Source organism: Bradyrhizobium sp. WD16 (assembly GCF_024181725.1).
Taxonomy (GTDB): domain Bacteria; phylum Pseudomonadota; class Alphaproteobacteria; order Rhizobiales; family Xanthobacteraceae; genus Bradyrhizobium_A.
On the sequence record NZ_CP028908.1, the window covers coordinates 2442844 to 2466879 of the forward strand.

General features: G+C 65.0%; 27 protein-coding genes. 19 read left to right on the top strand and 8 right to left on the bottom strand.

Features of this window, described 5'->3' with window-relative positions:
• The first annotated feature begins 4 nt into the window (after positions 1-4).
• Genes DB459_RS11290 through DB459_RS11300 form a run of 3 tightly spaced genes read left to right on the top strand, consistent with a single transcriptional unit; the run spans position 5 to position 3932 of the window.
• Positions 5-1114 carry a microcin C ABC transporter permease YejB gene (locus tag DB459_RS11290; protein WP_253712932.1) on the top strand — a complete coding sequence of 370 codons (1110 nt, stop codon included), beginning with the start codon at positions 5-7 and terminating at the stop codon, positions 1112-1114.
• Positions 1114-2292 carry an ABC transporter permease gene (locus DB459_RS11295; protein WP_253712934.1) on the top strand — a complete coding sequence of 393 codons (1179 nt, stop codon included), beginning with the start codon at positions 1114-1116 and terminating at the stop codon, positions 2290-2292. The genes DB459_RS11290 and DB459_RS11295 overlap by 1 nt, the downstream gene beginning before the upstream one ends.
• A gap of 14 nt (positions 2293-2306) precedes the next feature.
• Positions 2307-3932: an ABC transporter ATP-binding protein gene (locus DB459_RS11300; RefSeq protein WP_253713522.1), complete on the top strand. Its 1626-nt coding sequence runs from the start codon at positions 2307-2309 to the stop codon at positions 3930-3932.
• Between the two features lie 13 nt (positions 3933-3945).
• Here DB459_RS11300 and DB459_RS11305 read toward each other — a convergent pair whose 3' ends face one another.
• Together DB459_RS11305 and DB459_RS11310 are read right to left on the bottom strand one after the other, a co-directional pair.
• Positions 3946-4797, bottom strand: coding sequence for a C40 family peptidase (locus tag DB459_RS11305; protein WP_253712935.1), 852 nt, complete (start codon positions 4795-4797; stop codon positions 3946-3948).
• Positions 4790-6169 (bottom strand): M17 family metallopeptidase, encoded by a 1380-nt coding sequence (locus tag DB459_RS11310; RefSeq protein WP_253712937.1) that lies wholly within the window; start codon positions 6167-6169, stop codon positions 4790-4792. The genes DB459_RS11305 and DB459_RS11310 overlap by 8 nt, the downstream gene beginning before the upstream one ends.
• A gap of 273 nt (positions 6170-6442) precedes the next feature.
• Between DB459_RS11310 and DB459_RS11315 the strand changes: the two genes are divergently transcribed.
• Positions 6443-7237 carry a tetratricopeptide repeat protein gene (locus DB459_RS11315; RefSeq protein WP_253712938.1) on the top strand — a complete coding sequence of 265 codons (795 nt, stop codon included), beginning with the start codon at positions 6443-6445 and terminating at the stop codon, positions 7235-7237.
• Between the two features lie 21 nt (positions 7238-7258).
• On the opposite strand, the gene DB459_RS11320 is transcribed toward DB459_RS11315, so the two are convergent.
• The 3 genes from DB459_RS11320 to DB459_RS11330 all read right to left on the bottom strand — a co-directional run bounded on the left by DB459_RS11320 (position 7259) and on the right by DB459_RS11330 (position 9209).
• Positions 7259-8344 (bottom strand): YeeE/YedE family protein, encoded by a 1086-nt coding sequence (locus DB459_RS11320; protein WP_253712940.1) that lies wholly within the window; start codon positions 8342-8344, stop codon positions 7259-7261.
• Positions 8345-8449: 105 nt separating this feature from the next.
• Positions 8450-8800: a helix-turn-helix transcriptional regulator gene (locus DB459_RS11325; protein WP_253712941.1), complete on the bottom strand. Its 351-nt coding sequence runs from the start codon at positions 8798-8800 to the stop codon at positions 8450-8452.
• Positions 8801-8831: 31 nt separating this feature from the next.
• Positions 8832-9209, bottom strand: coding sequence for a thioredoxin (locus DB459_RS11330; protein WP_253712942.1), 378 nt, complete (start codon positions 9207-9209; stop codon positions 8832-8834).
• A 78-nt stretch (positions 9210-9287) separates the two neighbouring features.
• Here DB459_RS11330 and DB459_RS11335 point away from each other — a divergent pair, with 78 nt between their 5' ends.
• The gene (locus DB459_RS11335; protein WP_253712943.1) at positions 9288-10022 is read left to right on the top strand and encodes a cytochrome c biogenesis CcdA family protein; all 735 of its coding nucleotides are present in this window, start codon (positions 9288-9290) and stop codon (positions 10020-10022) included.
• Positions 10023-10030: 8 nt separating this feature from the next.
• On the opposite strand, the gene DB459_RS11340 is transcribed toward DB459_RS11335, so the two are convergent.
• Positions 10031-10747, bottom strand: coding sequence for a hypothetical protein (locus DB459_RS11340; protein ID WP_253712944.1), 717 nt, complete (start codon positions 10745-10747; stop codon positions 10031-10033).
• 26 nt (positions 10748-10773) lie between these two features.
• Between DB459_RS11340 and DB459_RS11345 the strand changes: the two genes are divergently transcribed.
• The 14 genes from DB459_RS11345 (at position 10774) to DB459_RS11410 (ending at position 21815) form a co-directional block, all read left to right on the top strand.
• Positions 10774-11454, top strand: coding sequence for a thioredoxin family protein (locus DB459_RS11345; RefSeq protein ID WP_253712945.1), 681 nt, complete (start codon positions 10774-10776; stop codon positions 11452-11454).
• Positions 11455-11562: 108 nt separating this feature from the next.
• Positions 11563-12006: a sulfur oxidation c-type cytochrome SoxX gene (gene soxX / locus DB459_RS11350; RefSeq protein WP_371926978.1), complete on the top strand. Its 444-nt coding sequence runs from the start codon at positions 11563-11565 to the stop codon at positions 12004-12006.
• 19 nt (positions 12007-12025) lie between these two features.
• Positions 12026-12478 (top strand): thiosulfate oxidation carrier protein SoxY, encoded by a 453-nt coding sequence (gene soxY, locus DB459_RS11355; RefSeq protein ID WP_253712946.1) that lies wholly within the window; start codon positions 12026-12028, stop codon positions 12476-12478.
• 18 nt (positions 12479-12496) lie between these two features.
• Positions 12497-12823: a thiosulfate oxidation carrier complex protein SoxZ gene (soxZ, locus tag DB459_RS11360; protein WP_253712948.1), complete on the top strand. Its 327-nt coding sequence runs from the start codon at positions 12497-12499 to the stop codon at positions 12821-12823.
• Positions 12824-12846: 23 nt separating this feature from the next.
• Positions 12847-13668: a sulfur oxidation c-type cytochrome SoxA gene (gene soxA / locus DB459_RS11365; protein ID WP_253712950.1), complete on the top strand. Its 822-nt coding sequence runs from the start codon at positions 12847-12849 to the stop codon at positions 13666-13668.
• A gap of 203 nt (positions 13669-13871) precedes the next feature.
• Complete coding sequence (soxB, locus tag DB459_RS11370; protein ID WP_253712951.1) at positions 13872-15560, top strand: thiosulfohydrolase SoxB; 1689 nt, start codon at positions 13872-13874, stop codon at positions 15558-15560.
• A 5-nt stretch (positions 15561-15565) separates the two neighbouring features.
• Positions 15566-16846 (top strand): sulfite dehydrogenase, encoded by a 1281-nt coding sequence (gene soxC, locus DB459_RS11375; protein ID WP_253712953.1) that lies wholly within the window; start codon positions 15566-15568, stop codon positions 16844-16846.
• The gene (locus DB459_RS11380; protein WP_253712954.1) at positions 16830-17540 is read left to right on the top strand and encodes a c-type cytochrome; all 711 of its coding nucleotides are present in this window, start codon (positions 16830-16832) and stop codon (positions 17538-17540) included. The genes soxC and DB459_RS11380 overlap by 17 nt, the downstream gene beginning before the upstream one ends.
• 53 nt (positions 17541-17593) lie before the next feature.
• Complete coding sequence (locus DB459_RS11385; RefSeq protein WP_253713524.1) at positions 17594-17998, top strand: DsrE family protein; 405 nt, start codon at positions 17594-17596, stop codon at positions 17996-17998.
• Positions 17999-18011: 13 nt separating this feature from the next.
• On the top strand, positions 18012-18917 hold the full coding sequence (locus DB459_RS11390) for an alpha/beta hydrolase (protein WP_253712955.1): 906 nt from the start codon (positions 18012-18014) through the stop codon (positions 18915-18917).
• 67 nt (positions 18918-18984) lie between these two features.
• Positions 18985-19428 (top strand): DsrE family protein, encoded by a 444-nt coding sequence (locus DB459_RS11395; protein ID WP_253712957.1) that lies wholly within the window; start codon positions 18985-18987, stop codon positions 19426-19428.
• Positions 19429-19452: 24 nt separating this feature from the next.
• Complete coding sequence (locus DB459_RS11400) at positions 19453-20544, top strand: YeeE/YedE family protein (protein WP_253712959.1); 1092 nt, start codon at positions 19453-19455, stop codon at positions 20542-20544.
• A gap of 163 nt (positions 20545-20707) precedes the next feature.
• Complete coding sequence (locus DB459_RS11405; RefSeq protein WP_253712961.1) at positions 20708-21259, top strand: YeeE/YedE thiosulfate transporter family protein; 552 nt, start codon at positions 20708-20710, stop codon at positions 21257-21259.
• A 10-nt stretch (positions 21260-21269) separates the two neighbouring features.
• Positions 21270-21815 carry a YeeE/YedE thiosulfate transporter family protein gene (locus tag DB459_RS11410; RefSeq protein WP_253712962.1) on the top strand — a complete coding sequence of 182 codons (546 nt, stop codon included), beginning with the start codon at positions 21270-21272 and terminating at the stop codon, positions 21813-21815.
• Between the two features lie 61 nt (positions 21816-21876).
• Here DB459_RS11410 and DB459_RS11415 read toward each other — a convergent pair whose 3' ends face one another.
• Together DB459_RS11415 and DB459_RS11420 are read right to left on the bottom strand one after the other, a co-directional pair.
• On the bottom strand, positions 21877-22857 hold the full coding sequence (locus DB459_RS11415; protein WP_253712964.1) for a type II secretion system F family protein: 981 nt from the start codon (positions 22855-22857) through the stop codon (positions 21877-21879).
• A gap of 174 nt (positions 22858-23031) precedes the next feature.
• Positions 23032-24006 (bottom strand): type II secretion system F family protein, encoded by a 975-nt coding sequence (locus tag DB459_RS11420; RefSeq protein WP_253712965.1) that lies wholly within the window; start codon positions 24004-24006, stop codon positions 23032-23034.
• Positions 24007-24036: the final 30 nt, after the last annotated feature.

The window sequence follows — 24036 nt, forward strand, 5'->3', positions numbered from 1 at the left end:
AGCCATGAGCGCCTATATCGCCCGCCGCCTGCTCCTGATGGTGCCGACGCTGCTTGGCATCCTGTTCGTCTCCTTCATCGTGGTGCAGTTTGCCCCCGGCGGGCCGGTGGAGCGGGTGATTGCCCAGCTGTCCGGCTCCGACACCGGCGCGACATCGCGGATCTCGGGGGGCGGCGGCGGTGATTTCGCCAGTCGCACCCAGATCGGCGCTGCGGCCGACGCGGTGAATTCCAAGTACCGCGGCGCTCAGGGCCTCGATCCGGAGTTCGTCAAGAGCCTCGAGAAACAGTTCGGCTTCGACAAGCCGGCACCCGAGCGCTTCTTGCTGATGCTTTGGAATTTCGCCCGCTTCGATTTCGGCAAAAGCTATTTCCGCGACATCGGCGTGCTGCAGCTGATCAAGGAGAAGCTGCCGGTCTCGATGTCGCTCGGCATCTGGATGACCCTGCTGACCTATCTGATCTCGATCCCGCTCGGGATCCGCAAGGCGGTGAGCGATGGGTCGCGATTTGACGTCTGGACCTCCGCAGTCGTCATCGTCGGCTTCGCCATTCCCGGATTCCTGTTCGCGATTCTGCTGATCATCCTGTTCGCCGGCGGCTCCTTCCTGACCATCTTTCCGCTGCGCGGCCTCACCTCCGATGGCTGGTCGCAGTTCCCCTGGTACTGGAAGATCATCGACTATTTCTGGCACCTGACGCTGCCGATGATCTCCATGGCGCTTGGTGCCTTCGCCACCATGACGCTGCTGACCAAGAACTCGTTCCTGGACGAGATTCGCAAGCAGTATGTCATGACCGCGCGAGCCAAGGGCTGCAGCGAGAACCAGGTTCTCTATAATCACGTCTTTCGCAACGCCATGCTGATCGTGATCGCCGGCTTCCCGGGCGCCTTCATCCACGCGTTCTTCTCCGGATCGCTGCTGATCGAGACGATCTTCTCCCTCGACGGGCTTGGGCTTCTGGGCTTCGAGAGCGTGCTCAACCGCGATTATCCGGTGGTGTTCGGAACCCTCTACATCTTCTCGCTGGTGGGGCTGGTCGTGAACCTTGTCTCCGACCTTGCCTATATGTGGATTGATCCGCGGATCGATTTCGAGGCGCGAGAGGTCTGATGACGGTCACAGCTCCCGAGCCGATCGAAACCAAAGCGCTCACGCCGCTGGGCGATGCCGTGCCGCCGACCCGCAAGGCGTTCGAGCCTTCGCCGCTGAACCGGCGCCGGTGGGAGAACTTCAAGGCCAACCGCCGCGGCTACTGGTCGTTCTGGCTGTTCCTGGTGCTGTTCGCGGTGTCGCTGTTCGCCGAATTCATTGCCAACGATCGCCCACTGCTGATTCGCTATGACGGCCACTTCTACTGGTCGGCTTTCGTGGCCTATCCGGAGACCACCTTCGGCGGCGATTTCGAAACCGCGGCGGACTACCGCGATCCCTATCTGCGGAAGCTGATCGCCGACAAGGGCGGCTGGATCGTCTGGGCGCCGATCCGTTATTCCTACGACACCCATAATCTCGATCTGCCGACGCCGGCGCCCTCCAAGCCGACCTGGCTGCTCACCGAGGCGGAGTGCAAGCCGGTGGTCGAGCGCAAGGGGCTCAAGAGCTGCCGCGACCTCGAATACAACTGGCTGGGCACCGACGATCAGGGACGCGACGTGGTGGCGAGGCTGATCTACGGCTTCCGCCTGTCGGTGCTGTTTGGCCTCGCACTCACGCTGGTGTCGTCGGTGATCGGCATCGCCGCGGGCGGGGTGCAGGGCTATTTCGGCGGCTGGATCGATCTCGGCTTCCAGCGCTTCATCGAGATCTGGACCGCGATCCCCTCGCTCTATCTGCTGCTGATCCTCTCCTCGGTTCTCGTGCCCGGCTTCTTCGTGCTGCTCGGCATTCTGTCGCTGTTCTCATGGGTGTCGCTGGTCGGACTGGTCCGCGCCGAATTCCTGCGCGGGCGCAATTTCGAATATATCCAGGCGGCACGGGCGCTCGGCGTGTCCAACTGGGTGATCATGGCGCGGCATCTGTTGCCCAACGCCATGGTCGCGACCATGACATTCCTGCCCTTCATCGTGTCGTCCTCGGTGATGACGCTGACGGCTCTGGATTTTCTCGGCTTCGGCCTGCCGCCCGGCTCGCCGTCGCTGGGCGAATTGCTGTCCCAGGGCAAGGCCAACGTCCAGGCGCCCTGGCTCGGCTTTACCGGGTTCTTCGCGGTGGCCATCATGCTGTCGCTCCTGATCTTCATCGGCGAGGCGGTGCGCGACGCCTTTGATCCACGCAAGACATTCAGATGAGGACCGCCAAGGCCATGGATGTCGTCAATCAGCCGCTGCTCAGCGTCCGCGAGTTGTCGGTCGGCTTTCGCCACGGCGATGGCCTGTCGCTGGCGGTGGATCGCGTTTCCTTCGATGTCGGCCGCGGCGAATGTGTCGCGCTGGTCGGCGAATCCGGTTCGGGCAAGTCGGTTACCGCGCTCTCGGTGCTCAGGCTGCTGCCTTACCCGGCGGCCAGCCATCCGTCCGGCGCCATCGTCTTCAATGGGCGCGACCTGCTGACGCTTGGCGAACGCGAGATGCGGGCCGTGCGCGGCGGCGACATCGGCATCGTCTTCCAGGAGCCGATGACGTCGCTCAATCCCCTGCATACGGTCGGCGCACAGATCGGCGAGATCCTGCTGCTTCATCGCGGCATACGGGGCGCCGCGGCGCATCGGCGTACTGTCGAGCTGTTGAGCCAGGTCGGCATTCCCGATCCGGAAACGCGCCTCGACAGCTATCCGCATCAGCTCTCCGGCGGGCAACGCCAACGGGTGATGATTGCCATGGCGCTGGCCAACGAGCCGGACCTCTTGATCGCCGACGAGCCGACCACTGCGCTCGACGTCACTGTGCAGGCCCAGATCCTCAAGCTGCTGGGCGATATTCGCGCCCGGCTCGGCATGAGCCTGTTGTTCATCACCCACGATCTCGGCATCGTTCGACGCATCGCCGATCGGGTCTGTGTGATGAATCACGGCAAGATCGTCGAGCACGGCGCGGTCGAACAGGTGTTCAGTGCGCCTCAGCATCCCTACACCAAAGCTCTGCTCGCCGCCGAGCCGAAACCCGATCCGGCGCCGCCTCAGCCGGACCAGCCGGTGGTGGTATCGGCCGAGAACCTCAAGGTCTGGTTCCCGATCAAGCGCGGCTTCCTGCGGCGTACCGTCGGCCAGATCAAGGCGGTGGACGGCGTCAGCATCGCCGTCCGCAAGGGTGAAACCCTCGGTGTCGTCGGCGAATCCGGCTCGGGCAAGACCACGCTGGGGCTGGCGCTGTTGCGGCTGATCTCGTCGGATGGGCCGATCGTCTTCCTCGGCAAGAACATCCAGGGCCTGCGCTTTGCCGAAATGCTTCCCTTCCGCCGCAACATGCAGATCGTCTTCCAGGATCCGTTCGGCTCGCTCAGTCCGCGCATGTCGGTCGGCGATATCGTCGCCGAGGGGTTGAGCGTTCACCAGCCGCAGCTCAGCCGCGCCGAGCGCGATGAGCGGGTGGTACGAGCGCTGACCGATGTCGGCCTCGATCCGCAGACGCGTTTCCGCTACCCGCACGAATTCTCCGGCGGGCAGCGCCAGCGCATCAGCATCGCCCGCGCCGCGGTGCTGGAGCCGAGTTTCGTCGTGCTCGACGAACCGACCAGCGCGCTCGATATGCTGTTCCAGGCGCAGATGGTCGACTTGTTGCGCGAGCTGCAGCGCAAGCGCGTGCTGACCTACATGTTCATCTCGCACGATCTGCGGGTGGTGGCTTCGCTCGCCAGTCACCTGATCGTCATGCGTCACGGCAAGGTCGTGGAGGAAGGGCCCGCGGCCAGTCTGTTCAAGGCGCCGAAGACCGAATACACCCGGGCACTGTTCGCCGCCGCATTTCACAACGAGGCCGCGCCGGGCGTGTGATCCCCTCTGTCGTTCAGGTCGGCGACAGACGGCGAAGGCTGGTTACTGCGCTGCCGGCAGCGGCGATCCGCGCGATTGCCGCGCGCAGCGGTTCGATCGCGGCCGCCATGTGGAAGGCGTTGGCATGGACGATGCTGTCGTCGCCGCGAACGATCGCGACATGACCCTTCCAGAAGATCAGGTCGCCGCGGCGGAGTTCACTGACGGCTTCCGGTGGCAGCGCGGTGCCGAGCGCCGCTTCCTGCAGGTCGCTGTCTCGTGGTGCAGCGATGCCGGCGGCCGCAAGCGAAACCTGGACGAGGCCCGAGCAGTCGATGCCGAGGCTGGTCTTGCCGCCCCACAGATAGGGCGTGCCGACGAAGCGTTCGGCCACCGCGACGAAATCCTCCTCGCACGTGCCAAGCGGGGCGACATGGCACAACGGCAGATAATGTCGCTGGGGCGTGATGGCGAAGGTGCCGTCGCTGCGCGCCACTTCGATGCGCGCGCCGAGTGGCAGGGTTTCCACCGGCGGCAATTTGATCGACGGTCCCGGAAACGCGAAGGTCCGTAGCGCGGTGACCTGATGGCTCGCGGCCGTGCGCGGCTTCACCAGCGCGAGGTCGGGCATCCAGCCGACATAACCGTCGCCGAGGAGCTGGCCCCAGGCCCAGCCCTCGATAGTGCGGTCATAGATCATGACCCGCTCGCCCTTGAGCGCCTCGGTGTCGAGCGGCGCGTCGTGCGACGGCTCGCGGCGCAGTGGCACCACGGCATCGAAAACCTCGAGTTCCTCGCCTTCGACGAAGCGCTCGGCCGCGACGTTGCCTTCGAGGTATTTGGCAGCGAGATCGGGCCGGGCCGGGGTCAGACGCGGATCAGCCATAGCGCTGGCTCAGCAGGCGGAAGATGGCGCGCGCCGCCTGGCACTCGCCACCCTCGGGGCGGCCGGGTTTCGCCGTCGGAGTCCAGCCGTAGATGTCGACATGGAGCCAGCGCTTCGGGTCAGTGACGAAGCGCTGCAGAAACAGGGCGCAGGTGATCGAACCGGCAAAGCCGTTGGACGGGGCGTTGTTGAGGTCGGCGGTCTTGGAATCGAGCCACTTGTCGTAGGCCGGCCACAGCGGTAGTCGCCACAGCGGATCATTTTCCGCTTCCGCGCAGCGTGACAGCTCGGCGGCGAGCGCGTCGTCGCCGGTGTAGAACGGAGGCAGATCGGGACCGAGCGCGGTGCGCGCCGCGCCGGTGAGCGTGCCGAGATCGATTACAAGATCGGGTTTGTCCTCGCAGGCCAGCGCCAGTGCGTCGGCGAGGATCAGCCGGCCCTCGGCGTCGGTATTGCCCACTTCGACGCTCATGCCCTTGCGCGAGGCCAGGATGTCGAGCGGCCGGAAGGCATCGCCCGACACGGCGTTCTCCACCGCCGGGATCAACACCCGCAGCCGGACCTTCAGCCTGGCCGCCATCACCAGCTGCGCCAGCGCCAGCACATTGGCGGCGCCGCCCATGTCCTTCTTCATCAGCAGCATCGAGCTCGACGGCTTCAAATCCAGTCCGCCGGAATCGAATGCCACGCCTTTGCCGACCAGCGTCACCTTCGGATGGGTCGGATCGCCGTGACTGAAATCGATCAGCCGCGGCGGTCGCGATGCCGCCCGGCCAACGGCGTGGATCAGCGGAAAGTTGCTGGTCTTGAGGTCGTCACCGACCGTGCAGGTGAATTGCGCGCCGAAGCGCGCCGCCACCTGATGGGCCGCCTCGGCGATCTCGGCCGGACCCATGTCATTGGCCGGAGTGTTGATGAGATCGCGCGCCAGCACCACAGCCTCGACAAGGCGCGTCACCTCCTCAGTGTCGACGTCGTCCGGCGGCACCAGGCGCGCCAGGCTCGGTTCGGCCTTGCGGTAGCGGCCGAAGCGGTAGCTGGCGAGAGCAAAGGCAAGCGTCGCGAGGCGCGGATCGTGCGGTGCATTGGCAAAGCGGAAACTGCCGGCAGGCAGCAGCCCGGCGAGCAGCCCCGGCCGGAACGGATCGCGCCCGGCGTCGTCGGCCTCTTCCAGCCCGAACAGGATTTCGGCAATGGCGCCGTCAGTGCCAGGCAGCGCCAGATACTGTCCCGGCTTCGCCGCAAAGCCGCTGGCCTCGGCGAAGGCGCGTCCGGCCGGAGCGAGCTTGCCCCGGATTGCCTCCCAGCTGGATTTGGTCGCCAAAGTGATCGGCGTGGCCGGTTCGGTGCGGGGAGCGAAAAAGCTTGTCATGTTGGTATCCGGAGCAGGAAGGCGAGTGCGGTGGATCTGACGCTCGTTTCAGCATTGCAGCAAGTTCTTCATACGCGCGTCAGATCCAAGACCGCACCAGAATCATAATGATGCTGGTGTCCCTTTGTTTCCAAGGTTCGTAGCAGCGCCCGCTGCAATGGAATACGAACGTTGGAAACGCTCAGCTATATCCGATTAACCGGGTGTTAGGGTTAACACTCTATTGATGAGCCCATCGACCGCCGACCCGGCGGCGCTGCGAGCCGAAGTGCGATGCGTGATCTTTCTGCTGTTGCCGCCGCCTGTCCATCCCTTGCCGCCATTGCGCTGTTCGCCCTGGCGCTGGGCGGCTGCCAGACCACGGCGCGCTCGACCGACGTCACCGGCTCGCTCGGCGGTCCGCTTGCCGCACGGGCGGAACTGCCGCCGGCAGGTCAGGGGCGCGTCGGCGTCGATGCGCTCGGCGAGCGTTATCGAGCGAGTCCGAAGAATGTCGAGGCCGCGCTCGCCTACGGCCAGGCCCTCCGTGCCAACGGTCAGACCGCCCAGGCGGTTGCTGTGCTCCAAGCGGCCAATCTGGCCAATCCCGGCACCAAGCCGCTGCTGGCGCTTTACGGCCGCGTGCTGGTGGAGAGCGGCGATTTCAAGCAGGGCTTCGAAACCCTGTCGCTGGCGCATAGTCCCGCCAATCCGGACTGGCGCATTCTCTCGGTCCAGGGCACCGCGCTCGACCAGATGGGCAATCACGCCGAGGCGCGACGCTACTATGCCAGCGCGCTCAAGATCGTGCCGGACGAACCTTCCGTGCTCTCCAATCTTGGCCTGTCCTACATGCTGACGCGGGACTTGCCGCGCGCCGAAGAGGTGCTGCGCCGCGCCTATTCCAACCCGAGCGCGGATTCGCGCGTGCGCCAGAATCTCGCGCTGGTGGTCGGGCTGCAGGGCCGCTTCGGCGAAGCCGAGACGATCGTACGCGCCGATCTGCCGCCGGAAGAGGCCGCGGCAAACGTCGCCTATCTCAAGCAGATGCTGAGCCGCGACGGCTCCTCGTCCGCACGGTCCTCGTAAGTTTCCATCGCTTGTCCCGGGTCAGGCGGGCAGCCCGAACAGCCGCCGGACGGCCGGCTTCCATTCGCCGGTCATGGTGTATTCCAGGCCGAGCCGGGCGCCGCAGGCGATCGCGAGCATGCTGAGCGGTGCCGTGATCGCCAGCGTCGATAACGCCGTCAGCCCCTGGCCGATGGTGCACCCGAGGGACAGGATGCCGCCCGTACCCATCAGCAGGGCGCCCGTCATGTGGCGCTTGAGTTCGCGAGCGTCATCACAGGCTTCCCAGCGGAAGCCACGGGCCGACAGCGCGGCGGCGAAGGAGCCGAGCACCACGCCGGCCACCGAGCCTATGCCGAAATCGAGATGGGAGCCGCTGAAGGTAACGACATAGAGAATGCTGTTGCCGAGCGGCGCGACGAAAGTCAGCGACGCGACGCGCAGCGGATCGAACTCGTCATTGGCGAGCCAGCCCGTGGCGAACCAGCCGAAGGCGACGGCGCCGCCGACGCCGATGCCGGACCACAGAAAGCGGCGCGCGCGCAGCAACTGGCCATCGGTGAGCGCCCAGAATCCCAGCGCGCCGGCAATCGCTAGTACCAGGATGGCGCGGCCGGCCCGGCCGAATGCGCCTCCGAGCAGTGAATCGAGCGCCTGGGATGTTCCCTCGGGCAGGGCGATCGACAGCGGGTCCACCAGCGAGAGGCGCAGCATGCCGGTCAGGCCGCGCATGGCGGCAAGCGCGGACAGGCCGAGAACGAGATAGACCACGATGGCACGCAGATCGCCGCCGCCGATCCGCACCAGGGTGCCGAAGCTGCAGGTGCCGACCAGTGCCATGCCGATGCCGAACATCAGCCCGCCGATGATTGCGCCGCCAAGGCCGATGGACGATGTCAGGTAGATCGACTGGGACAGGTCGACAAAGCCGAGGGAATCGAGCGCCTGGGTCGCGATCAGCGCGATCGCCGCGGCGAGCGCGAAGGATTTCAGGCGGCGGAAATCCGATGCGAAGAACGCGTCCTCCAGCATCGCGAGCGTGCAGAACCGCCCGGCGCGTCCGGCGACGCCAAGCACGATCCCGGCGGCGAGGCCGCTGCCGACCTCGATGGCCGAAGAGGCGAGCATTCCTCCGAACCTCTGTGTTGTTGTAGTTCTTGTTGTCGTTGGCTTCGTTGTTGTTCTTGCTGGCGACAGTCTGCGCCAGGCACGTCGCAGAATCCAGAGCGCGAATCAGCGCCGACGACGGCGCACCGGCTCGCAGAAGACGTCGTAGATCGCGGTCAGGATCTTGCGGACGTCCTCGCTGGCGAGGCTGTAATAGATGGCCTTGCCGTCGCGGCGGGTGGTCACCAGGCGATCGAGCCGCAGCCGCGCCAGTTGCTGGGAGACGGTCGACTGGCGTTCGCCGAGAAACTGCTCCAGTTCGGTGACGGACTTCTCGCCCTCGGCAAGGATGCACAGCAGCAGCAGGCGCGATTCATGGGACAGCGCCTTGAGCATCTCGCTGGCCTCGCGGGCCTTGTCGATCATCTGCTCCAGTTCGGCGGAGGTTTCGATGTCTTTCAGCTTTGGCAGCGGCATGACCCGGTCTGTCTCCCAACTTCAATAGCGGCTACGATCCTTTTGCCCGATCCGCGGCGGCCGGCAGGATGCGGTCGAGCAGGCCGAAAAAGAAGGACTCGCCCGGATAGCCGCGGATTCGTCCGATTTCACGCCCGTCCTGCACCACGACGAAGGTCGGTGTAAAGGGGCCGGGATCAATCGCGGCGAGATCGGCGGGCCGGAGGCGGTCGAGATCGACGCGGCGCAGCGGCGCGGTGCGGCTCTCATCGGTGCGGGGATAGATCGGCGCGATCTCGGCGTCGAAACGGGCGCACCAGGCGCAGCCCGTTCGTTCGAACATCACGAGCTCCGCTGCGCGGGCAGGGCGTTCACCCGCGCTCATGGCGAGCAGGCCGGCGAAGGCGAGGATCGTGGTCGTGGATCGCATCCGGCAGAAACCTCTGGACAGGCTGATCGAACCTATCACAACATTCAGATATGTTCCAGAGAGCGGGCCGGATGTCCCATGAGCCTTGACGTATCCCTGGGAGCTGCATTTCTCGCCGGGCTCCTGTCCTTCCTGTCGCCCTGCATCCTGCCGCTGGTTCCGCCATTCCTGTGCTACATGGCGGGCGTCTCGGCCGCCGACCTCTCGAATGGCGGGGCTGCGATCGGTCGCGGCCGCATTCTGGTCTCGGCGCTGGTCTTTGTGGCCGGGTTTTCGGCGGTCTTCGTCGGTCTCGGCGCGACCGCGTCGGTGTTCGGCAAATTCATCACCGGCCACCTCTCGGTCCTGGGAACATTCGCCGGCATCGTCATCGTGGCAATGGGGCTGCACTTTCTCGGAGTGCTGCGGATTCCCTTTCTCTATCGCAGCGCCACCATCGATGTCGCGCGCAAGCCGGCCGGCCTGCTCGGCGCCTTCGTGATGGGGCTTGCCTTCGCTTTCGGCTGGACGCCTTGCGCCGGCCCGGTGCTCGCCGCGGTGCTGTTCATGGCCGGCGCCGAGGACACGGTGGGTCATGGCGTGCTGCTGCTGCTGGCCTATTCCGCAGGCACCGGCATTCCCTTTCTGATCGCTGCCGCCTTTACCGGCCAGTTCATGGCCGCGCTGGCACGCCTGCGCCGCCATCTCGGGTCCGTCGAGAAGGCCATGGGAGTCTTCCTGGTGGCGACCGGTCTCGTCTTCCTCACCGGGGTGATGCCGCTCGTCTCGGAATGGCTGCTGGAGCACTTTCCCGGTCTCGCCTCGATCGGCTGAAGGGCGCGTCAGCCGAAGCGGAAGGCGAGCAGGCGCTCGAAGGACTGCAATTCGATCAGATAGCGATGCACCAGCGCTCCGTCGCCGGCCTGCGCGGCGCGGCCGATCTCGCCGCTGCCGGCGATGGCACCGTCGATCAGGCGTCGGAACTCCGATTGGGCGGCGATGGCATCGGAAGCCCAGCCGTTGCAGCGCTGCAGGCGATCGCGGAACACCGCGGCCGTGGCGATGACACCGGCCGGGCTCGTCCCTTGCGTTTCGGCGAACTGCGAAGCCGCGGTTCGCAGCGCTTCCATCGCTGGCGCCAGTTCAAAGACGCAGTCGCCGAGATCGAACAGCCCCGATGCATGGTGCAGACCGTAGAGGGCCTGACGGAACGACAGGAGTTCGCTCGCCGCGCGTGAGGTGTCGCCGTCGTCGATCGCCTTCGTCGCTGCAGCGAGGCGCTCGCCGCCGGCGCTGACGAAACTGCGAAAGGCCGGTACGGCATAGCCTGGCGGGGAAATATCGCCGAAGTCGCGTTGAAGCTTCGTCCAGGCGGTTGTCGCCTCGCCGATCTCGATCTGAGCCAGCGCGACATTGCCGGTGCGGAGATAGCTATCGGCGCTGCGGACGCCGGCGGCGACGAGGTCAGCCGCTCGCGCGAAGTCCGGCCTGTCTTCGGCGATGGCGGCAGACATCAGCCGTGCGCCGGCCAGAGCCATGATCGTGATGCGCCGCAACATATGAAGTCCTTGTTATATTCGACTATATGAATATCATTCCTGGCCGCGCGGGCAAGCAGCGCGTCGCCGATCCGCACGCCGCCGACCACAACGGCAAGACGCGCCACCTGGGAGGGATCTTGATTCGATTGTCGTCCACCTCTCGCCGCTCGCTGCTTGCGGCATTCGCCGCATCGGCGCTGCCGTGGCGTGTCGACCTGGCGCGCGGCGAAGCGCTGCTCGGTGATGACGGCCTCTATCACGAGCCGTGGTTTCTGCAGAGCTTCCTCGATCTGAGAGAGGACCTCGAGACGGCGCGCGCCACCGGCAAGCGGCTCGCAGTGATGTGGGAGCTGCGGGGGTGCCCCTATTGCCGCGAGACCCATCTGGTGAACTTCGCGGACGACCAGGTCACCAGCTACATCCGCGCAAATTTCGAGGTTCTGCAGCTCAATCTGGTGGGCTCGCGCGAGGTCACCGATTTCGACGGCCAGATCGCCTCGGAGAAGGACCTGGCGCAGAAATACGGCATTCGCTTCACGCCCACCTTCCAGTTCTTTGCTGATTCGACCGACGGCATCGCGGCGAAGGCGCCGGCGGCGCGCGAAGTAGCGCGCGCGCCCGGTTATCTCAAACCGCAGCATTTCCTGGCGATGTTTCGCTTCGTCCGCGACAAGGCCTACGAGACCGGCTCGTTTCGCGACTTTCTCGCCAAGACGACCGGGTGATGGAAAATCGGCTTGACCGCCGACTAGATATCATAATAATTGAATATGATGGATTGTTATCCATCGCAACGAGAGCGGGCAGTGACCCGCCAGGACGAGGGTGGAGACATGCGGCTCATGCTGGCGGCGGCGTTCTGCGTCGCGCTGTCCGGGCTCGGCGCCAAGGCGCAGGAGCCGATCAAGCTCGCGATCGTCAATGATTCCATTCCGCAGTCGCTGACCGGTCAGCCAGGCAATGCCGAGGCCGGCAAGAAAGTGTTTCTCACCCGCACCCTCGGCAACTGCCTCGCCTGCCACGAGGTGGCCAGCCTCAAGTCGGAAGAATTCCACGGCGAGTTCGGGCCTTCGCTCGATGGTGTCGCGGGCCGTTACAGTGCGGCGCAGCTGCGCCTCATCGTCGCCAATCCCAAACGACTGTTCGCCGACACGGTGATGCCGGCCTTCTACAAGAACGATGGCTTCAGCCGCGTCCGGCCGGAATTCGTCGGCAAGTCCATTCTCACGGCGGCGCAGGTCGAAGACGTGGTCGCCTTTCTGCAAACGCTGAAATGACATGTCTGGAGGACACGAAATGCGATCCTTGAACCGAAGGCAGGCATTTGCGCTCGGCGGCGGCTTCATCGCCCTGACGCTGATGCCGATGGCCGCCGACGCCCAGGTGAGCAATGACGCCGCCGAGCTGATGAAGAAGTTCACTGGCGGCAAGGAGCCCGCGAAGGGCAGGATCACGCTCGATGTCCCGGAGATCGCCGAGAACGGCAATACCGTGCCGCTGTCGGTGTCGGTCGACAGTCCAATGACGCCCGATGCCTATGTCAAGGAGGTGATGATTCTTGCCGATGGCAACCCGAATGCCGGGGTGGCGACCCTGACTTTCACGCCGATGTCGGGCAAAGCCGAGGCGTCGATCCGCATCCGGCTCGCCGCGACCCAGAATGTGGTGGCGATCGCCAAGATGAACGACGGTTCCTGCTTCACCGAGAGGAAGTCCGTCAAGGTAACCATCGGCGGCTGCGGCGGCTGAGCAACGAGGAGAGCGACAATGGCCGACAAACCGCGCATCAAGCTTCCGAAGGAAGCCAAGAAGGGCGAGATCGTGCAGATCAAGACCCTGATCTCCCATGTCATGGAGTCGGGGCAGCGCAAGGATGCGCAAGGCAAGACGATCCCGCGCAAGATCATCAACAAGTTCACCTGCGAGTTCAACGGCAAGCCGGTCTTCGCCTGCGCGCTCGAACCGGCGATCTCGGCCAACCCGTACATCCAGTTCAATGCCAGGGTCGACGAGGATGGGACGTTCAAGTTTGCCTGGACGGACGACGACGGCACGGTGACGACGGCCGAAGAGAAGATCGCCGTCAAGGCGTGAAACTATTCTCAGGGAGGACACCGATGGCGCCTCGCGTCACAGCGTTGCTGACGATTGCCGCCGCCGTGGCCCTGTCGGGCGCGGCGGCCCTGGGCGACGGCGCCGAGCGCAAGGGCATCGACGCGCCTCCCGGTCACGTCTTCAAGAAGATCATCTCGGGCTACGAATTCCGCAGCAAGGAGACGCGGGCGCTCCAGGACGACGATCTGGAGAATCCCGGATTTCTCGCCATCGAGCGCGCGGCGGATGCCTGGAAAAAGGTGGATGGCGCCGAGGGCAAGTCCTGCGCTACCTGCCATGGCGAAGCCGAGACCAGCATGAAGGGCGTCGGCGCCGCGATGCCCAAGTGGAACGACAAGCTGAAGAAGCCGGTCAACCTCGAGCAGCAGATCAACATGTGCCGCACCGAGCGGATGAAGGCCGAGCCCTTGGCCTTCAATTCGCAGGCGCTGACCGACATGACTGCCTTCGTCCGTTACCAGTCTCGCGGAATGCCGGTGGCGGTGAAGACGGATGGGCCGATGACGCCCTGGTTCGAGCGAGGCAAGCAGATCTATTACACCCGGTTCGGTCAGCTCGATCTCGCCTGCGCCTCCTGTCACGAGAAGAACAACGGCAAGTTCATGCGCGCCGACTTCCTCAGCCAGGGCCAGACCAACGGATTTCCGACCTATCGGCTGCGCGATCAGAAGCTGGTCCTGCTCCACGAACGTTTCAAAGGCTGCATGTTCGACGTGCGTGCCGAGCCGTTCAAGCCGCTGTCAGACGAGTTTCTGGCGCTCGAAATCTACGTCGCCTGGCGCGGCATCGGGCTGCCGGTCGAGACACCCGCGGTTCGCAATTAGTGTCCCGGGTTCTAACGTTCGTATCCCGCTTGCAGCGAGCGCTTCTACGAACGTTAGAGCCCAAGGGACACCAGCATGATTATGATTTCTAGTGAGGTTTTGGATCTGACGCTCGTACGAATGCCCCGCTGCAATGCTGATACGAGCGTCAGAATCCACCGCACTAGAGTCGGGCCATCTGATCCAAACGAGAGGTTGGGCGCATGATCTCGCGTCGTGAATTCATTCAGGTCGCCGCTGCCGCGGCGGCGCTCGCCGGCGGTTCGGGCAGCTGGTCGCGGGCCTTCGCCCAGCAGAAGCTGACGCAGAAGGAGCTGCTCGCCTTCGAGCCGCTCGGCAACGTCACGCTGGTGCATGTCACCGACATCCATGGCCAGCTGATGCCGCTCTATTTCCGCGAGCCGTCGACCAATCTCGGCGTCGGCGACGCCAGGGGCCAGCCGCCCCATGTCACGGGCAAGGAGTTCCTGGCGCGGTTCGGCGTCGCGCCGGGCTCGTCGGCGGCCTATGCCCTGACCTCGGAGGATTTCGAGGCGCTGGCGCGGACCTATGGCCGGATTGGCGGTCTCGATCGCGCCGCTACCGTGATCAATGCCATTCGGGCCGAGCGCGGCGACAAGGTGGCGCTGCTCGACGGCGGCGATACTTGGCAGGGTTCGTGGTCGTCGCTGAAGACGCGCGGCCAGGACATGATCGACTGCATGGCGCTGCTCCAGCCGGACGCAATGACCGGCCATTGGGAATTCACCTATGGCACCGACCGGGTCAAGGAGGCGATCTCGTCCCTTGGTTTCCCGTTCCTCGGCCTGAACATCCGAGATGCCGAATGGAACGAGGCGGCGTTCGAAGCCTCGACCATGATCGAGCGCGGCGGCGTCAAGATCGCGGTCCTCGGCCAGGCCTTCCCCTATACGCCGGTGGCCAATCCGCGCTGGATGATCCCCAACTGGTCCTTCGGCGTGCGCGAGGAGGACGTGCAGGCCCAGGTCGTCAAGGCCCGCAAGGCCGGCGCCCAGCTGGTGGTGCTGCTCTCGCACAACGGCTTCGATGTCGACCGCAAGCTGGCAAGCCGGGTGAAGGGCATCGACGTCATCCTCACCGGACACACCCACGACGCGCTGCCGGAGGCGGTGAAGGTCGGCCGGACGCTGCTGATCGCGTCGGGGTCCTCCGGCAAATTCGTCTCCCGACTCGACCTCGATGTCCGCGACGGCGAGGTGAAGGGATATCGCTACAAGTTGATTCCGCTGTTCTCGGACGTGATCGCGCCGGATGCGGCGATGGCTGCCAAGATCGCCGAGGTGCGCAGGCCGTTTGCCGCCGATCTCGCCCGCCCGCTCGGCAAGACCGAATCGCTGCTGTACCGCCGCGGCAATTTCAACGGCACGTTCGATGACCTGATCTGCCAGGCGCTGCTGCAGGAGCGCGACGCGGAGATCGCGCTGTCGCCGGGCTTCCGCTGGGGCACCAGCGTGCTGCCCGGCCAGGACATCACATTCGAGGACGTCACCAACGCCACAGCGATCACCTATCCCGCGGTCTACCGCATGGGCATGACCGGCACCCGGCTCAAGGAGATCATCGAGGACGTCGCCGACAATCTCTTCAACGTCGATCCCTATTACCAGCAAGGCGGCGACATGGTGCGGATCGGCGGCCTGTCCTACGCCATCGACATCGCCAAGCCCCAGGGCCAGCGGATCTCCGACATGCGGCTGATGAAGACCGGCGCGCCGGTCGATCCGGCGAAGGAATACCAGGTGGCGGGCTGGGCCAGCGTCAATGAAGGCACGCAGGGCCCGGCGATCTGGGATGTCGTGTCCGATTACCTGAAGCGGCAGAAGACCGTCCGTCTCGAACCGAACCGAGCAGTCAAAGTCTCCGGAGTGTGAGATCCATGTCCAAGGGCCAAGATCCCATCGGCGCCCCGCGTCAGTCGCGGCGTGCCTTCCTCACCGCGGCGGGCGGCATGGCTGCCATGGCGCTGGCGAAGCCGGCCGCGGCCGCCGGCAATCCCGCCAACCAGCCGCCCAACGTGCCGGAATGGTCGAAGGTGCTGGGTGATGGCGTTGCCGTGCGGCCCTATGGCAAGCCGTCGAAATTCGAGAAGGACGTCATCCGCCGCGACGTCGAATGGCTCACCGCCTCGCGCGAGTCGTCGGTCAGCTTCACGCCCTTGCACGAACTCGAGGGTATCATCACGCCGAACGGGCTTTGCTTCGAGCGCCACCACGGCGGCATCGCCGAGATCGATCCCGCCGATCATCGCCTGATGATTCATGGCCTGGTCGAACGGCCATTGATTCTCAGTCTCGAGGAGCTCAAGCGCTATCCGCGAGTGAACCGCATCCATTTCATGGAATGCGCGGCCAATTCCGGCATGGAATGGCGCGGCGCGCAGCTCAACGGCTGCCAGTTCACCCATGGCATGATCCACTGCGTGCAGTACACCGGCGTGTCGCTGCGCACGTTGCTTGAGGAGGTCGGGGTCAGGAGCAATGGCAAGTGGCTGCTGGTCGAAGGTGGCGATGCCGCCGGAATGGATCGCAGCCTGCCGATCGAGAAGGCGCTCGACGACTGCATCATCGCCTACAAGATGAACGGCGAGGCGCTCTATCCGGAGCAGGGCTATCCGATGCGTCTCGTGGTGCCCGGCTGGCAGGGCAATCTGTGGGTCAAGTGGCTGCGCCGGATCAAGGTCGGCGATCAGCCCTGGCATACCCGCGAGGAGACCTCGAAATACACCGACCTGCTGCCGAACGGAAAGGCGCGGCGATTCACCTGGGCGATGGACGCCAAATCAGTCATCACCAGCCCGAGTCCGCAGGCGCCGATTCGACACGGCAGGGGCTTCACCATCGTCTCCGGTCTCGCCTGGTCGGGTAACGGCAAGGTCAAGCGCGTCGACATCTCGCTCGACGGCGGCCGCAACTGGCGACCGGCACGGCTCGATGGCCCGATCCTCGATAAGGCGTTGACCCGGTTCTACTACGAGTTCGACTGGACCGGCGAGCCGCTGTTGCTGCAGTCGCGCGTGCAGGACGAGACCGGCTATGTGCAGCCGACCAAGGCCGAGCTGCGCAAGGTGCGCGGCGTCAACTCCATCTACCACAACAACGGCATCCAGACTTGGCATGTCCAGTCGAATGGTGAGGTCGAGAATGTCGAAGTCGCTTAAGCTCGCCGGTGTCCTGATCACAGCGCTGGCTGCGGCATCGCCGGCACTGGCCCAGACCAAGATCGATGCCACGACCACGACCACGACCGCCAGCGAAGCCAGATATCACATCGGCCGCGCGCCGACTGCGGCGGAGGTCAAGGGCTGGGACATCGACGTTCGGCCGGACGGGCAGGGGCTGCCGGAAGGCAAGGGAACGGTGGCCCAGGGCGAGAAGCTGTTCATGGACAATTGCTCGACGTGCCACGGCGAGTTCGGCGAGGGCAACGGCCGCTGGCCGGTGCTGGCGGGCGGCAAGGGAAGTCTGACCGCCGACAATCCGGTCAAGACCGTCGGCTCCTACTGGCCCTACGCCTCGACGCTGTTCGACTACGTCCGGCACGCGATGCCCTATGGCAGTGCCCAGTCCTTCAAGACGGATGAATACTATGCTCTGGTGGCATATGTGCTCTATCTGAACGACATCATCACCGACCAGAATTTCGAGCTGAGCAACAAGAACTTCACCTCGATCAAGATGCCGAACGAGCAGGGCTTCTTCATGGACGATCGCACCGTGAGCGAGAAGGCGTTCTGGCAGAAGGAGCCGTGCATGAAGGATTGCATTCCGCCGGTGAAGATCACCGCGCGGGCGGCGGTGATCGACGTTACACCCGAGGATGCCAAGGACGGCAAGCCGCGGGGTGTCGAGTGAGGGCAGCGGAACGCAGCCGCCGTGTCGTTCTTCAGGCGGCCGTTCTTGCATGTCTGTCGACCACGATCGCGCCGGTGTCGCGCGCCGCCGAGCTGCATCGGCTCGCCCTGCAGATCAGCGACGACGATCCTGCCAAGATGCGCGCCGTGCTCGACGTCGCCGCCAATGTCTCGCGGCACTATTCGGCGCGCGGCGAGGAGGTCGAGATCGTCGTGGTCGCCTTCAATGGCGGCATCGAGATGCTGCTCGCGGATCGCTCTCCGGTGAAGGAGCGCATCGCCAACTTCATCAAGTCCATGCCGAATGTCACCTTCAAGGCCTGCGGCAATTCGCTGGAAACGCTGGCGGCCAAGGAGGGCCGGCAGCCGCCCCTGATGCCGGATGTCGAGGTCGTCGAAGCGGGCGTTGCGGCACTGGTCGACCTCGCCGAGAAACGCTGGACGATCGTTCGTCCCTGATCAGGAAGGCGCCATGCGGCTTGTTTTCTGCCTGCTTGTCCTTGTGCTCGGCGCCGCCGGCGCTCGCGCGGCGGAGGAGCCGCGTGAACTCACGGTCGATGGTCGGGTGGTGCTTGCAACCCTGCGCACGCCGGCGGCGGTGAGGCCGGAGACGCCGGTCGTGGTGATGACCCACGGTACGCTGGCGCACAAGGACACGGAGACGATGACGACGCTGGCGAGAGCGCTCGCCGAGCGCGGCGTCGCGACGATTACCCATACTCTGGCGCTCGGGCTCGATCGCCGCAAGGGCATGTACGAGTGTGCCCAGCCGCACGATTACCTGGCCGACGATGCTGTCGGCGAAATCGCAGCGTGGGTCGCCGAAGCGCACCGCACGGGCGGAAAGCGCGTCTTCGTGCTCGGCCATTCGCGGGGTGCCAACCAGGTCGCCCGGTATCTCGCAGCGCGGCCCGAGGCCGCCATCAGCGGCGCCATTCTGCTGGCTCCGGCCACGGCCTCGTTCGAAGCCGCCGGACGCGCCAGCTATGTCAGCAGCTACGGTGCGCTGCTGGAGCCGCTGGTGCGGAAGGCGGCGAAGCTGGTCGCTGACGGCCATGGCACCGAATGGATGTCGGTCCCCGGGTTCATCTATTGCAAGGATGCCAGGGTGACGGCACGGGCCTTTGCCGCCTTCTATACGCCGGAGCGGCGGCAGGACACCGCGGTGCTCGTCGGGGGGCTCGCTCTGCCGGTCCTCGTTCTCGCCGGGACCAGGGACGTCACCGTGACCGACGTGATAGAGGCCTTCTCACCGCTCGCGGGCGAGCAAGGCCGTGTCGGGCTGGAGAGGATCGAAGATTCCGACCACTACTTCCTCGACCTTGCCGCCGAGGATGCCGCCGACCGCATCGCCGCCTTCGTCGCCGCCAGGCCTTAGCGACGGGGGCAACGGAGGGCTGAAAGCCCAACGTATCCCGGTTCAGATATTTCCTCGGAGGACGACCATGGAGCGTAGATCCTTGTTTCGCACCGGCTTCACCGGGGCTCTCGGCCTGCTCGGGCTGACAGGCCCGGCCCGCGCCACCGAATCGACGCCGCGGGTGCGCGTCGCCTATCACCTGTCCGATTTCGACAGGGTGATCTTCGTTCTCGGCAATATCCAGAATCACATCGACGGCACCGGTGGGCCCGGCAACGCGGACATCCGCCTGGTGGTCCACGGCCCGGCCCTCAAGGCCTTCCACGCCATCGCCGCCGCCGACAATGTCGTGGCGCTGTCGGAGCGGCTGATCAAGGGTGGGGTCGGCTTCGACGCCTGCGCCAACACCATGAAAGCTCAGGGTGTCAAACTCGGCGACCTCACGCCGGGATTTGTCATCGCCGAAAAGGGCGGCGTGGTGCGTCTTGCGGAACTCCAGGTCCAGGGATACGCCTATCTGCGGCCCTGATTCACCGCAGCGAGGCCCCGGTTCGTGTTATCGAATGCCATCGATGTCCTGGGCGAAGATGTCCTGTCCTGGCTGGGCGGCCTCGTGGTCGGCGCACTGTTCGGCTTTTGTGCCCAGCGCAGCCGGTTCTGCCTGCGTGCCGCGGTCATCGAATTCGTCCGCGGCGAGAGTGGGCGTCGGCTGTCGGTCTGGCTCCTGACCTTCGCTGCGGCGCTGCTTGCCACCCAGGGCCTGGTTGCCCTCGGGCTGCTGGATGTCTCCGAAGCTCGCCAGCTTGCGCAGCAGGGCAGCATCTCGGGAGCCGTCATCGGCGGCCTGATGTTCGGCTGTGGAATGGTGTTGACGCGTGGTTGCGCCAGCCGTCTGCTGGTGTTGTCGGCCAACGGCAATCTGCGCGCGCTCCTGTCCGGACTGGTTTTCGCCGTGACCGCCCAGGCATCCTATCGCGGCGTGCTGTCGCCGGCCAGGGAATGGCTGACCAATCTCTGGCTGGTCGATGGCGGACCGTCCCGTGATGTCATGGCGGCGCTGGGCGGCGGACTTCCCGAGAAGATCGGCTTCGCGGCCGTTTGGCTGTTGGCCGGCATTGCCTTCGCGGTGCGCAACCGTGTCGGGTTCGGCGTCGCCTTCGGTGCCGTCGGCGCCGGGATCGCCATCGCGACGGGGTGGATTTTCACCTACCAGCTGGCGCAGGCGTCCTTTGCGCCGGTTTCGCTCAAGAGTGTTACCTTCAGCGGGCCCTCCGCCGAGGTGCTGATGTGGGTGCTGAACAGTCCGCACTGGCTGCTCGATTTCGATCTCGGGCTTGTTCCCGGCGTCTTTCTAGGCTCGTTCATCTCCGGCGCCGGCGGTCGTGAGCTGAAGCTCGAAGGCTTTTCCGGCGGGCAGAGCATGCGCCGCTACCTCGCCGGCGCGGTGCTGATGGGATTCGGTGCCATGCTCGCGGGCGGCTGCGCCGTGGGCGCCGGGGTAACCGGCGCCTCGGTGTTCGCTCTCACCGCCTGGATCGTGCTGCTCGGCATGTGGGTCGGCGCCGGCGTCACCGACTTCTTCGTCGATCGGCCCGATGACGCCGCCAAGGCCGTATTCGGCGTCATGCCGAGCACGCGGCCGTGAGAAGACGGTCGCCGCGCTGCCGTATCGTTAGATATTGATAAATTAGCATTTGCGAATATGATCGGCTTTGCGCCGGCGGCGCCGAGCGATTCCCGCTCCGCGATGCAGTGGCAGGCCATTGAGGCCGCGAGCAGCCATCGACCGGCGGACAGGGAGGCGTGCAATGACCGCCTATGCGGAAACGTTGGCTCGGCAAGCACCGCGGGTTCGCCGCGTGAACTGGTCGCCTTATCTGGTCGGCGCCGGCATCGGCGTGTTGAGCTGGGTCGCCTTCGCCGTCTTTGGCGACCCCCTCGGCGTCACCACCGCCTATTCGCGGATCGCCTCGATCTTCGCGGTCCCGGTGATCGGCGCCGATGCGGTGGCTGCGAACAGCTATTGGAAATCGATGCCGCTCAAATGGGATTACGGTGTCTGGTTCCTGGTCGGCATCCCGCTCGGCGCTTTCATGTCCGCGGTGACGTCGGGCACCTGGCGTATCGAGCTCGTGCCCGAGGTCTGGAAGGAGCGGTTCGGTCCCTCGGTGGTCAAGCGTTTCGCTGCCGCATTCCTCGGCGGCATCGTGATCATGTACGGCGCGAGGCTCGCCGGTGGTTGCACCAGCGGTCATGGCATCTCGGGCGGGCTGCAACTTGCGGTCTCGAGCTGGGTGTTTCTCGGCGTGATGTTCGCGACCGGGCTTGCCGTCTCCGCCGTCCTGTTCCGCAAATCGTGAGGGTGTGACCATGACCGCCATCATCGCCGTGCTGGGTCCGATCCTGATGGGCACGCTGTTCGGCTTCCTGCTGCAGCGCGGCCGGGTGACGAGCTGCAACGTCATCGAGGACCAGTTTCGTCTGCGTGACTTCACCGTGCTCAAGGTCATGGGCACGGCCATCATCGTCGGCGGGCTCGGTGTCCTGCTGCTGATCGATACCGGCGGCACCAAGTACTATGTCAAGGACGCCAACATGCTCGGTGTCGCTCTGGGCGCCGCGCTGTTCGGCATCGGCATGGTGGTCTACGGCTATTGCCCCGGCACTGCGCTCGGCGCCATCGCAACCGGCAGCGTGCATGCTCTTGTCGGTGCGCTGGGCATGATCGTCGGCGCCATTCTCTATGCGCTGAGCTTCGATTGGGTCAAAAGCCATGTGCTCAACGCCTGGGCGCTCGGCAAGGTGCGGCTTCCAGACGTGACCGGCATTCCCGACATGGCCTGGTTCGCGATCCTCGCCGTCGGCGCCGCGGCGTTCTTCTGGAGGGTCGAGACCAGTGAGGCCAAGAAGGCCTGAGATGGTTTCTGAGACGCGCGCGAGCCCGTCTCAGAGGCTACTGTCACGATGGGGTTCTGTCTCAATGGCTCATATAGGCCGAGACCTTGATGCCGGTCGGGCCGAGAATCACCACGAACAGAACCGGCAGGAAGAACACGATCATCGGCACGGTCAGCTTGGGCGGTAGCGCCGCGGCCTTTTTTTCGGCCTCGGTCATCCGCATGTCGCGGTTCTCCTGGGCCAGCACCCGCAAGGTCATCGCCAGCGGCGTTCCGTAGCGCTCTGCCTGCTGCAGCGCCACCGCGACCGATTTGACGCTCTCCAGGCCGGTACGCCTGGCGAGGTTCTCATAGGCGATCTTGCGGTCCTGCAGGTAGGAGAGCTCGGCAGTCACCAGCGTCAGCTCCTCGGCCAAGGCGATGGACTGCGTGCCGATCTCCTGGGAAACCCGGTGGAACGCCGCCTCGACCGACATGCCGGATTCGATGCAGATCAGCAGCAGGTCGAGCGCATCGGGAAAGGCGCGCTTGATGGAAAGCTGGCGTTTCGCAATCGCGTTCCTGAGGAACAACATCGGCGCCTGCATGCCGAGATAGGTCGCGCCCGTGCAGATGGCGAGCTTCATCGCCAGCGAAATCTGTAGATCGAACAGCACGAAGACGTAGAGCACCGATCCGACGAAGAACACCGCCGGCGTGACCAGGCGGAAGAACAGGAAGGTGGTGTAGGGGGCGTGGCCGCGATAGCCGGCCATCAGCAGCTTCTCGCGGGCGGCTTCCTGGGCGAGCCACTTGCCGAGATTGAAATCCTCGACCGTCTTGCGGACGAGTTCTCTCGGGGCCTGACGCAGCGCCACCTTTTCGTTGCGGTTGAGGCGCTCCCGGTCGCGCTGGCGCAGCCGCTCGCGCTCGTTCGCGACCGCCTTCATCCGCTTGGCGAGGTTCTCGCCCGCGAACAGCGGCGTCACCAGCGTATAGACCGTGACACTCGCCGCGACCGCGGCGAGCAGCATGGCCATGAAGCGGGTGTCGTGAAACTTCTCTATGATGAAGTCGATCATGTTCCCGCGGCCTAGTACCCTGTTTCCGAAGTTCGTGATTTGCTTGCAGCACCCTCTCGGCACGAACTTCGGAAACAAGAGGGTACTAGAATCATGATCATGCTAGTGTCCCTTTGGTTCTAACGTTCGTAGAAGCGCTCGCTGCAACGGAATACGAACGTTAGAACCGGGACACTAGAAGTCGAAATTGATCATGCGCTTCATGACGAAAATGCCCGTGCTCATCCATACCAGGCACGCGGCGAGCATGATGCGGCCGGTGGGATGGGTCCAGAGCAGGGAGATGTAGTCGGGCGTGGAAATATAGACGAGCACCATCACGATCGGCGGCAGGGCGCCGATGATGGCGGCGGAAGCCTTGGCCTCCATCGACATCGCCTGGATCTTTGCCTTCATCTTCTTGCGGTCGCGCAGCACCTTGGAGAGGTTGCCGAGCGCCTCCGACAGGTTGCCGCCCGACTTCTGCTGGATGGAGATGACGATGCCGAAGAAGTTGGATTCGGCCAGCGGCATGCGGTCGTAGAGGCGCGCACAGGCCTCGCCGAGCGGAATGCCGATCGCCTGGGTTTCCACGATCGCGGAGAATTCGGAACGCAGAGGCTCGGGTGCTTCGGTCGCCACAACGCGGATCGAATCGAATAGCGGCAAGCCCGATTTGATGCCGCGGACGATGACGTCGACTGCGTCGGGCAGCGCTTCGAGGAACTTGTTCTCGCGCCGTTTCTTGAGGAAGCCGAGCACCCAGCGCGGCAGGCCGAAGCCGGCGGCGAAGCCGACTCCGAGGGCCGCAACGAGTCCCATGCCGGCCGTCAGCGGCAGCAGGAAGCCGATGCCGCCGATGACGGCCGAGATGATCAGGAATTTCTCCTTGCTCCAGTCGAGCCCCGCCTGCGAAAGGCGGGACGCAAGGTCGACCTGCTGTTTCTTCTTCGCGCGTTCATCGATCTGCTTGAGCGTCTCCTCGACCTGCTCGCGCCGGCTGCGCTGCGTGCGATCGACCCCGCGGCCGCCGGCCTCGATTCTGGCGAAGGAGGCACGGCGCTTCTCGGCCTGCCGCTCGCCCGACAGCAAGGGATAGATGAAAACCCATGCGATGCCGCCGACGGCCAATGCGGCGAGAAAGGCCAGTGCCAGCGCCTGCATCTTCATCGGTTACGCTCCTCAACTCTCTACTCTGGT

Excerpts from the sequence above, each read along its gene's own strand:
- DB459_RS11290 (WP_253712932.1), top strand. The coding sequence starts at position 5 with ATGAGCGCCTATATCGCCCGCCGCCTGCTCCTGATGGTGCCGACGCTG.
- DB459_RS11295 (WP_253712934.1), top strand. The coding sequence starts at position 1,114 with ATGACGGTCACAGCTCCCGAGCCGATCGAAACCAAAGCGCTCACGCCG.
- DB459_RS11300 (WP_253713522.1), top strand. The coding sequence starts at position 2,307 with ATGGATGTCGTCAATCAGCCGCTGCTCAGCGTCCGCGAGTTGTCGGTC.
- DB459_RS11305 (WP_253712935.1), bottom strand. The coding sequence starts at position 4,797 with ATGGCTGATCCGCGTCTGACCCCGGCCCGGCCCGATCTCGCTGCCAAA.
- DB459_RS11310 (WP_253712937.1), bottom strand. The coding sequence starts at position 6,169 with ATGACAAGCTTTTTCGCTCCCCGCACCGAACCGGCCACGCCGATCACT.
- DB459_RS11315 (WP_253712938.1), top strand. The coding sequence starts at position 6,443 with ATGCGTGATCTTTCTGCTGTTGCCGCCGCCTGTCCATCCCTTGCCGCC.
- DB459_RS11320 (WP_253712940.1), bottom strand. The coding sequence starts at position 8,344 with ATGCTCGCCTCTTCGGCCATCGAGGTCGGCAGCGGCCTCGCCGCCGGG.
- DB459_RS11325 (WP_253712941.1), bottom strand. The coding sequence starts at position 8,800 with ATGCCGCTGCCAAAGCTGAAAGACATCGAAACCTCCGCCGAACTGGAG.
- DB459_RS11330 (WP_253712942.1), bottom strand. The coding sequence starts at position 9,209 with ATGCGATCCACGACCACGATCCTCGCCTTCGCCGGCCTGCTCGCCATG.
- DB459_RS11335 (WP_253712943.1), top strand. The coding sequence starts at position 9,288 with ATGAGCCTTGACGTATCCCTGGGAGCTGCATTTCTCGCCGGGCTCCTG.
- DB459_RS11340 (WP_253712944.1), bottom strand. The coding sequence starts at position 10,747 with ATGTTGCGGCGCATCACGATCATGGCTCTGGCCGGCGCACGGCTGATG.
- DB459_RS11345 (WP_253712945.1), top strand. The coding sequence starts at position 10,774 with ATGAATATCATTCCTGGCCGCGCGGGCAAGCAGCGCGTCGCCGATCCG.
- soxX (WP_371926978.1), top strand. The coding sequence starts at position 11,563 with ATGCGGCTCATGCTGGCGGCGGCGTTCTGCGTCGCGCTGTCCGGGCTC.
- soxY (WP_253712946.1), top strand. The coding sequence starts at position 12,026 with ATGCGATCCTTGAACCGAAGGCAGGCATTTGCGCTCGGCGGCGGCTTC.
- soxZ (WP_253712948.1), top strand. The coding sequence starts at position 12,497 with ATGGCCGACAAACCGCGCATCAAGCTTCCGAAGGAAGCCAAGAAGGGC.
- soxA (WP_253712950.1), top strand. The coding sequence starts at position 12,847 with ATGGCGCCTCGCGTCACAGCGTTGCTGACGATTGCCGCCGCCGTGGCC.
- soxB (WP_253712951.1), top strand. The coding sequence starts at position 13,872 with ATGATCTCGCGTCGTGAATTCATTCAGGTCGCCGCTGCCGCGGCGGCG.
- soxC (WP_253712953.1), top strand. The coding sequence starts at position 15,566 with ATGTCCAAGGGCCAAGATCCCATCGGCGCCCCGCGTCAGTCGCGGCGT.
- DB459_RS11380 (WP_253712954.1), top strand. The coding sequence starts at position 16,830 with ATGTCGAAGTCGCTTAAGCTCGCCGGTGTCCTGATCACAGCGCTGGCT.
- DB459_RS11390 (WP_253712955.1), top strand. The coding sequence starts at position 18,012 with ATGCGGCTTGTTTTCTGCCTGCTTGTCCTTGTGCTCGGCGCCGCCGGC.
- DB459_RS11395 (WP_253712957.1), top strand. The coding sequence starts at position 18,985 with ATGGAGCGTAGATCCTTGTTTCGCACCGGCTTCACCGGGGCTCTCGGC.
- DB459_RS11405 (WP_253712961.1), top strand. The coding sequence starts at position 20,708 with ATGACCGCCTATGCGGAAACGTTGGCTCGGCAAGCACCGCGGGTTCGC.
- DB459_RS11410 (WP_253712962.1), top strand. The coding sequence starts at position 21,270 with ATGACCGCCATCATCGCCGTGCTGGGTCCGATCCTGATGGGCACGCTG.
- DB459_RS11415 (WP_253712964.1), bottom strand. The coding sequence starts at position 22,857 with ATGATCGACTTCATCATAGAGAAGTTTCACGACACCCGCTTCATGGCC.
- DB459_RS11420 (WP_253712965.1), bottom strand. The coding sequence starts at position 24,006 with ATGAAGATGCAGGCGCTGGCACTGGCCTTTCTCGCCGCATTGGCCGTC.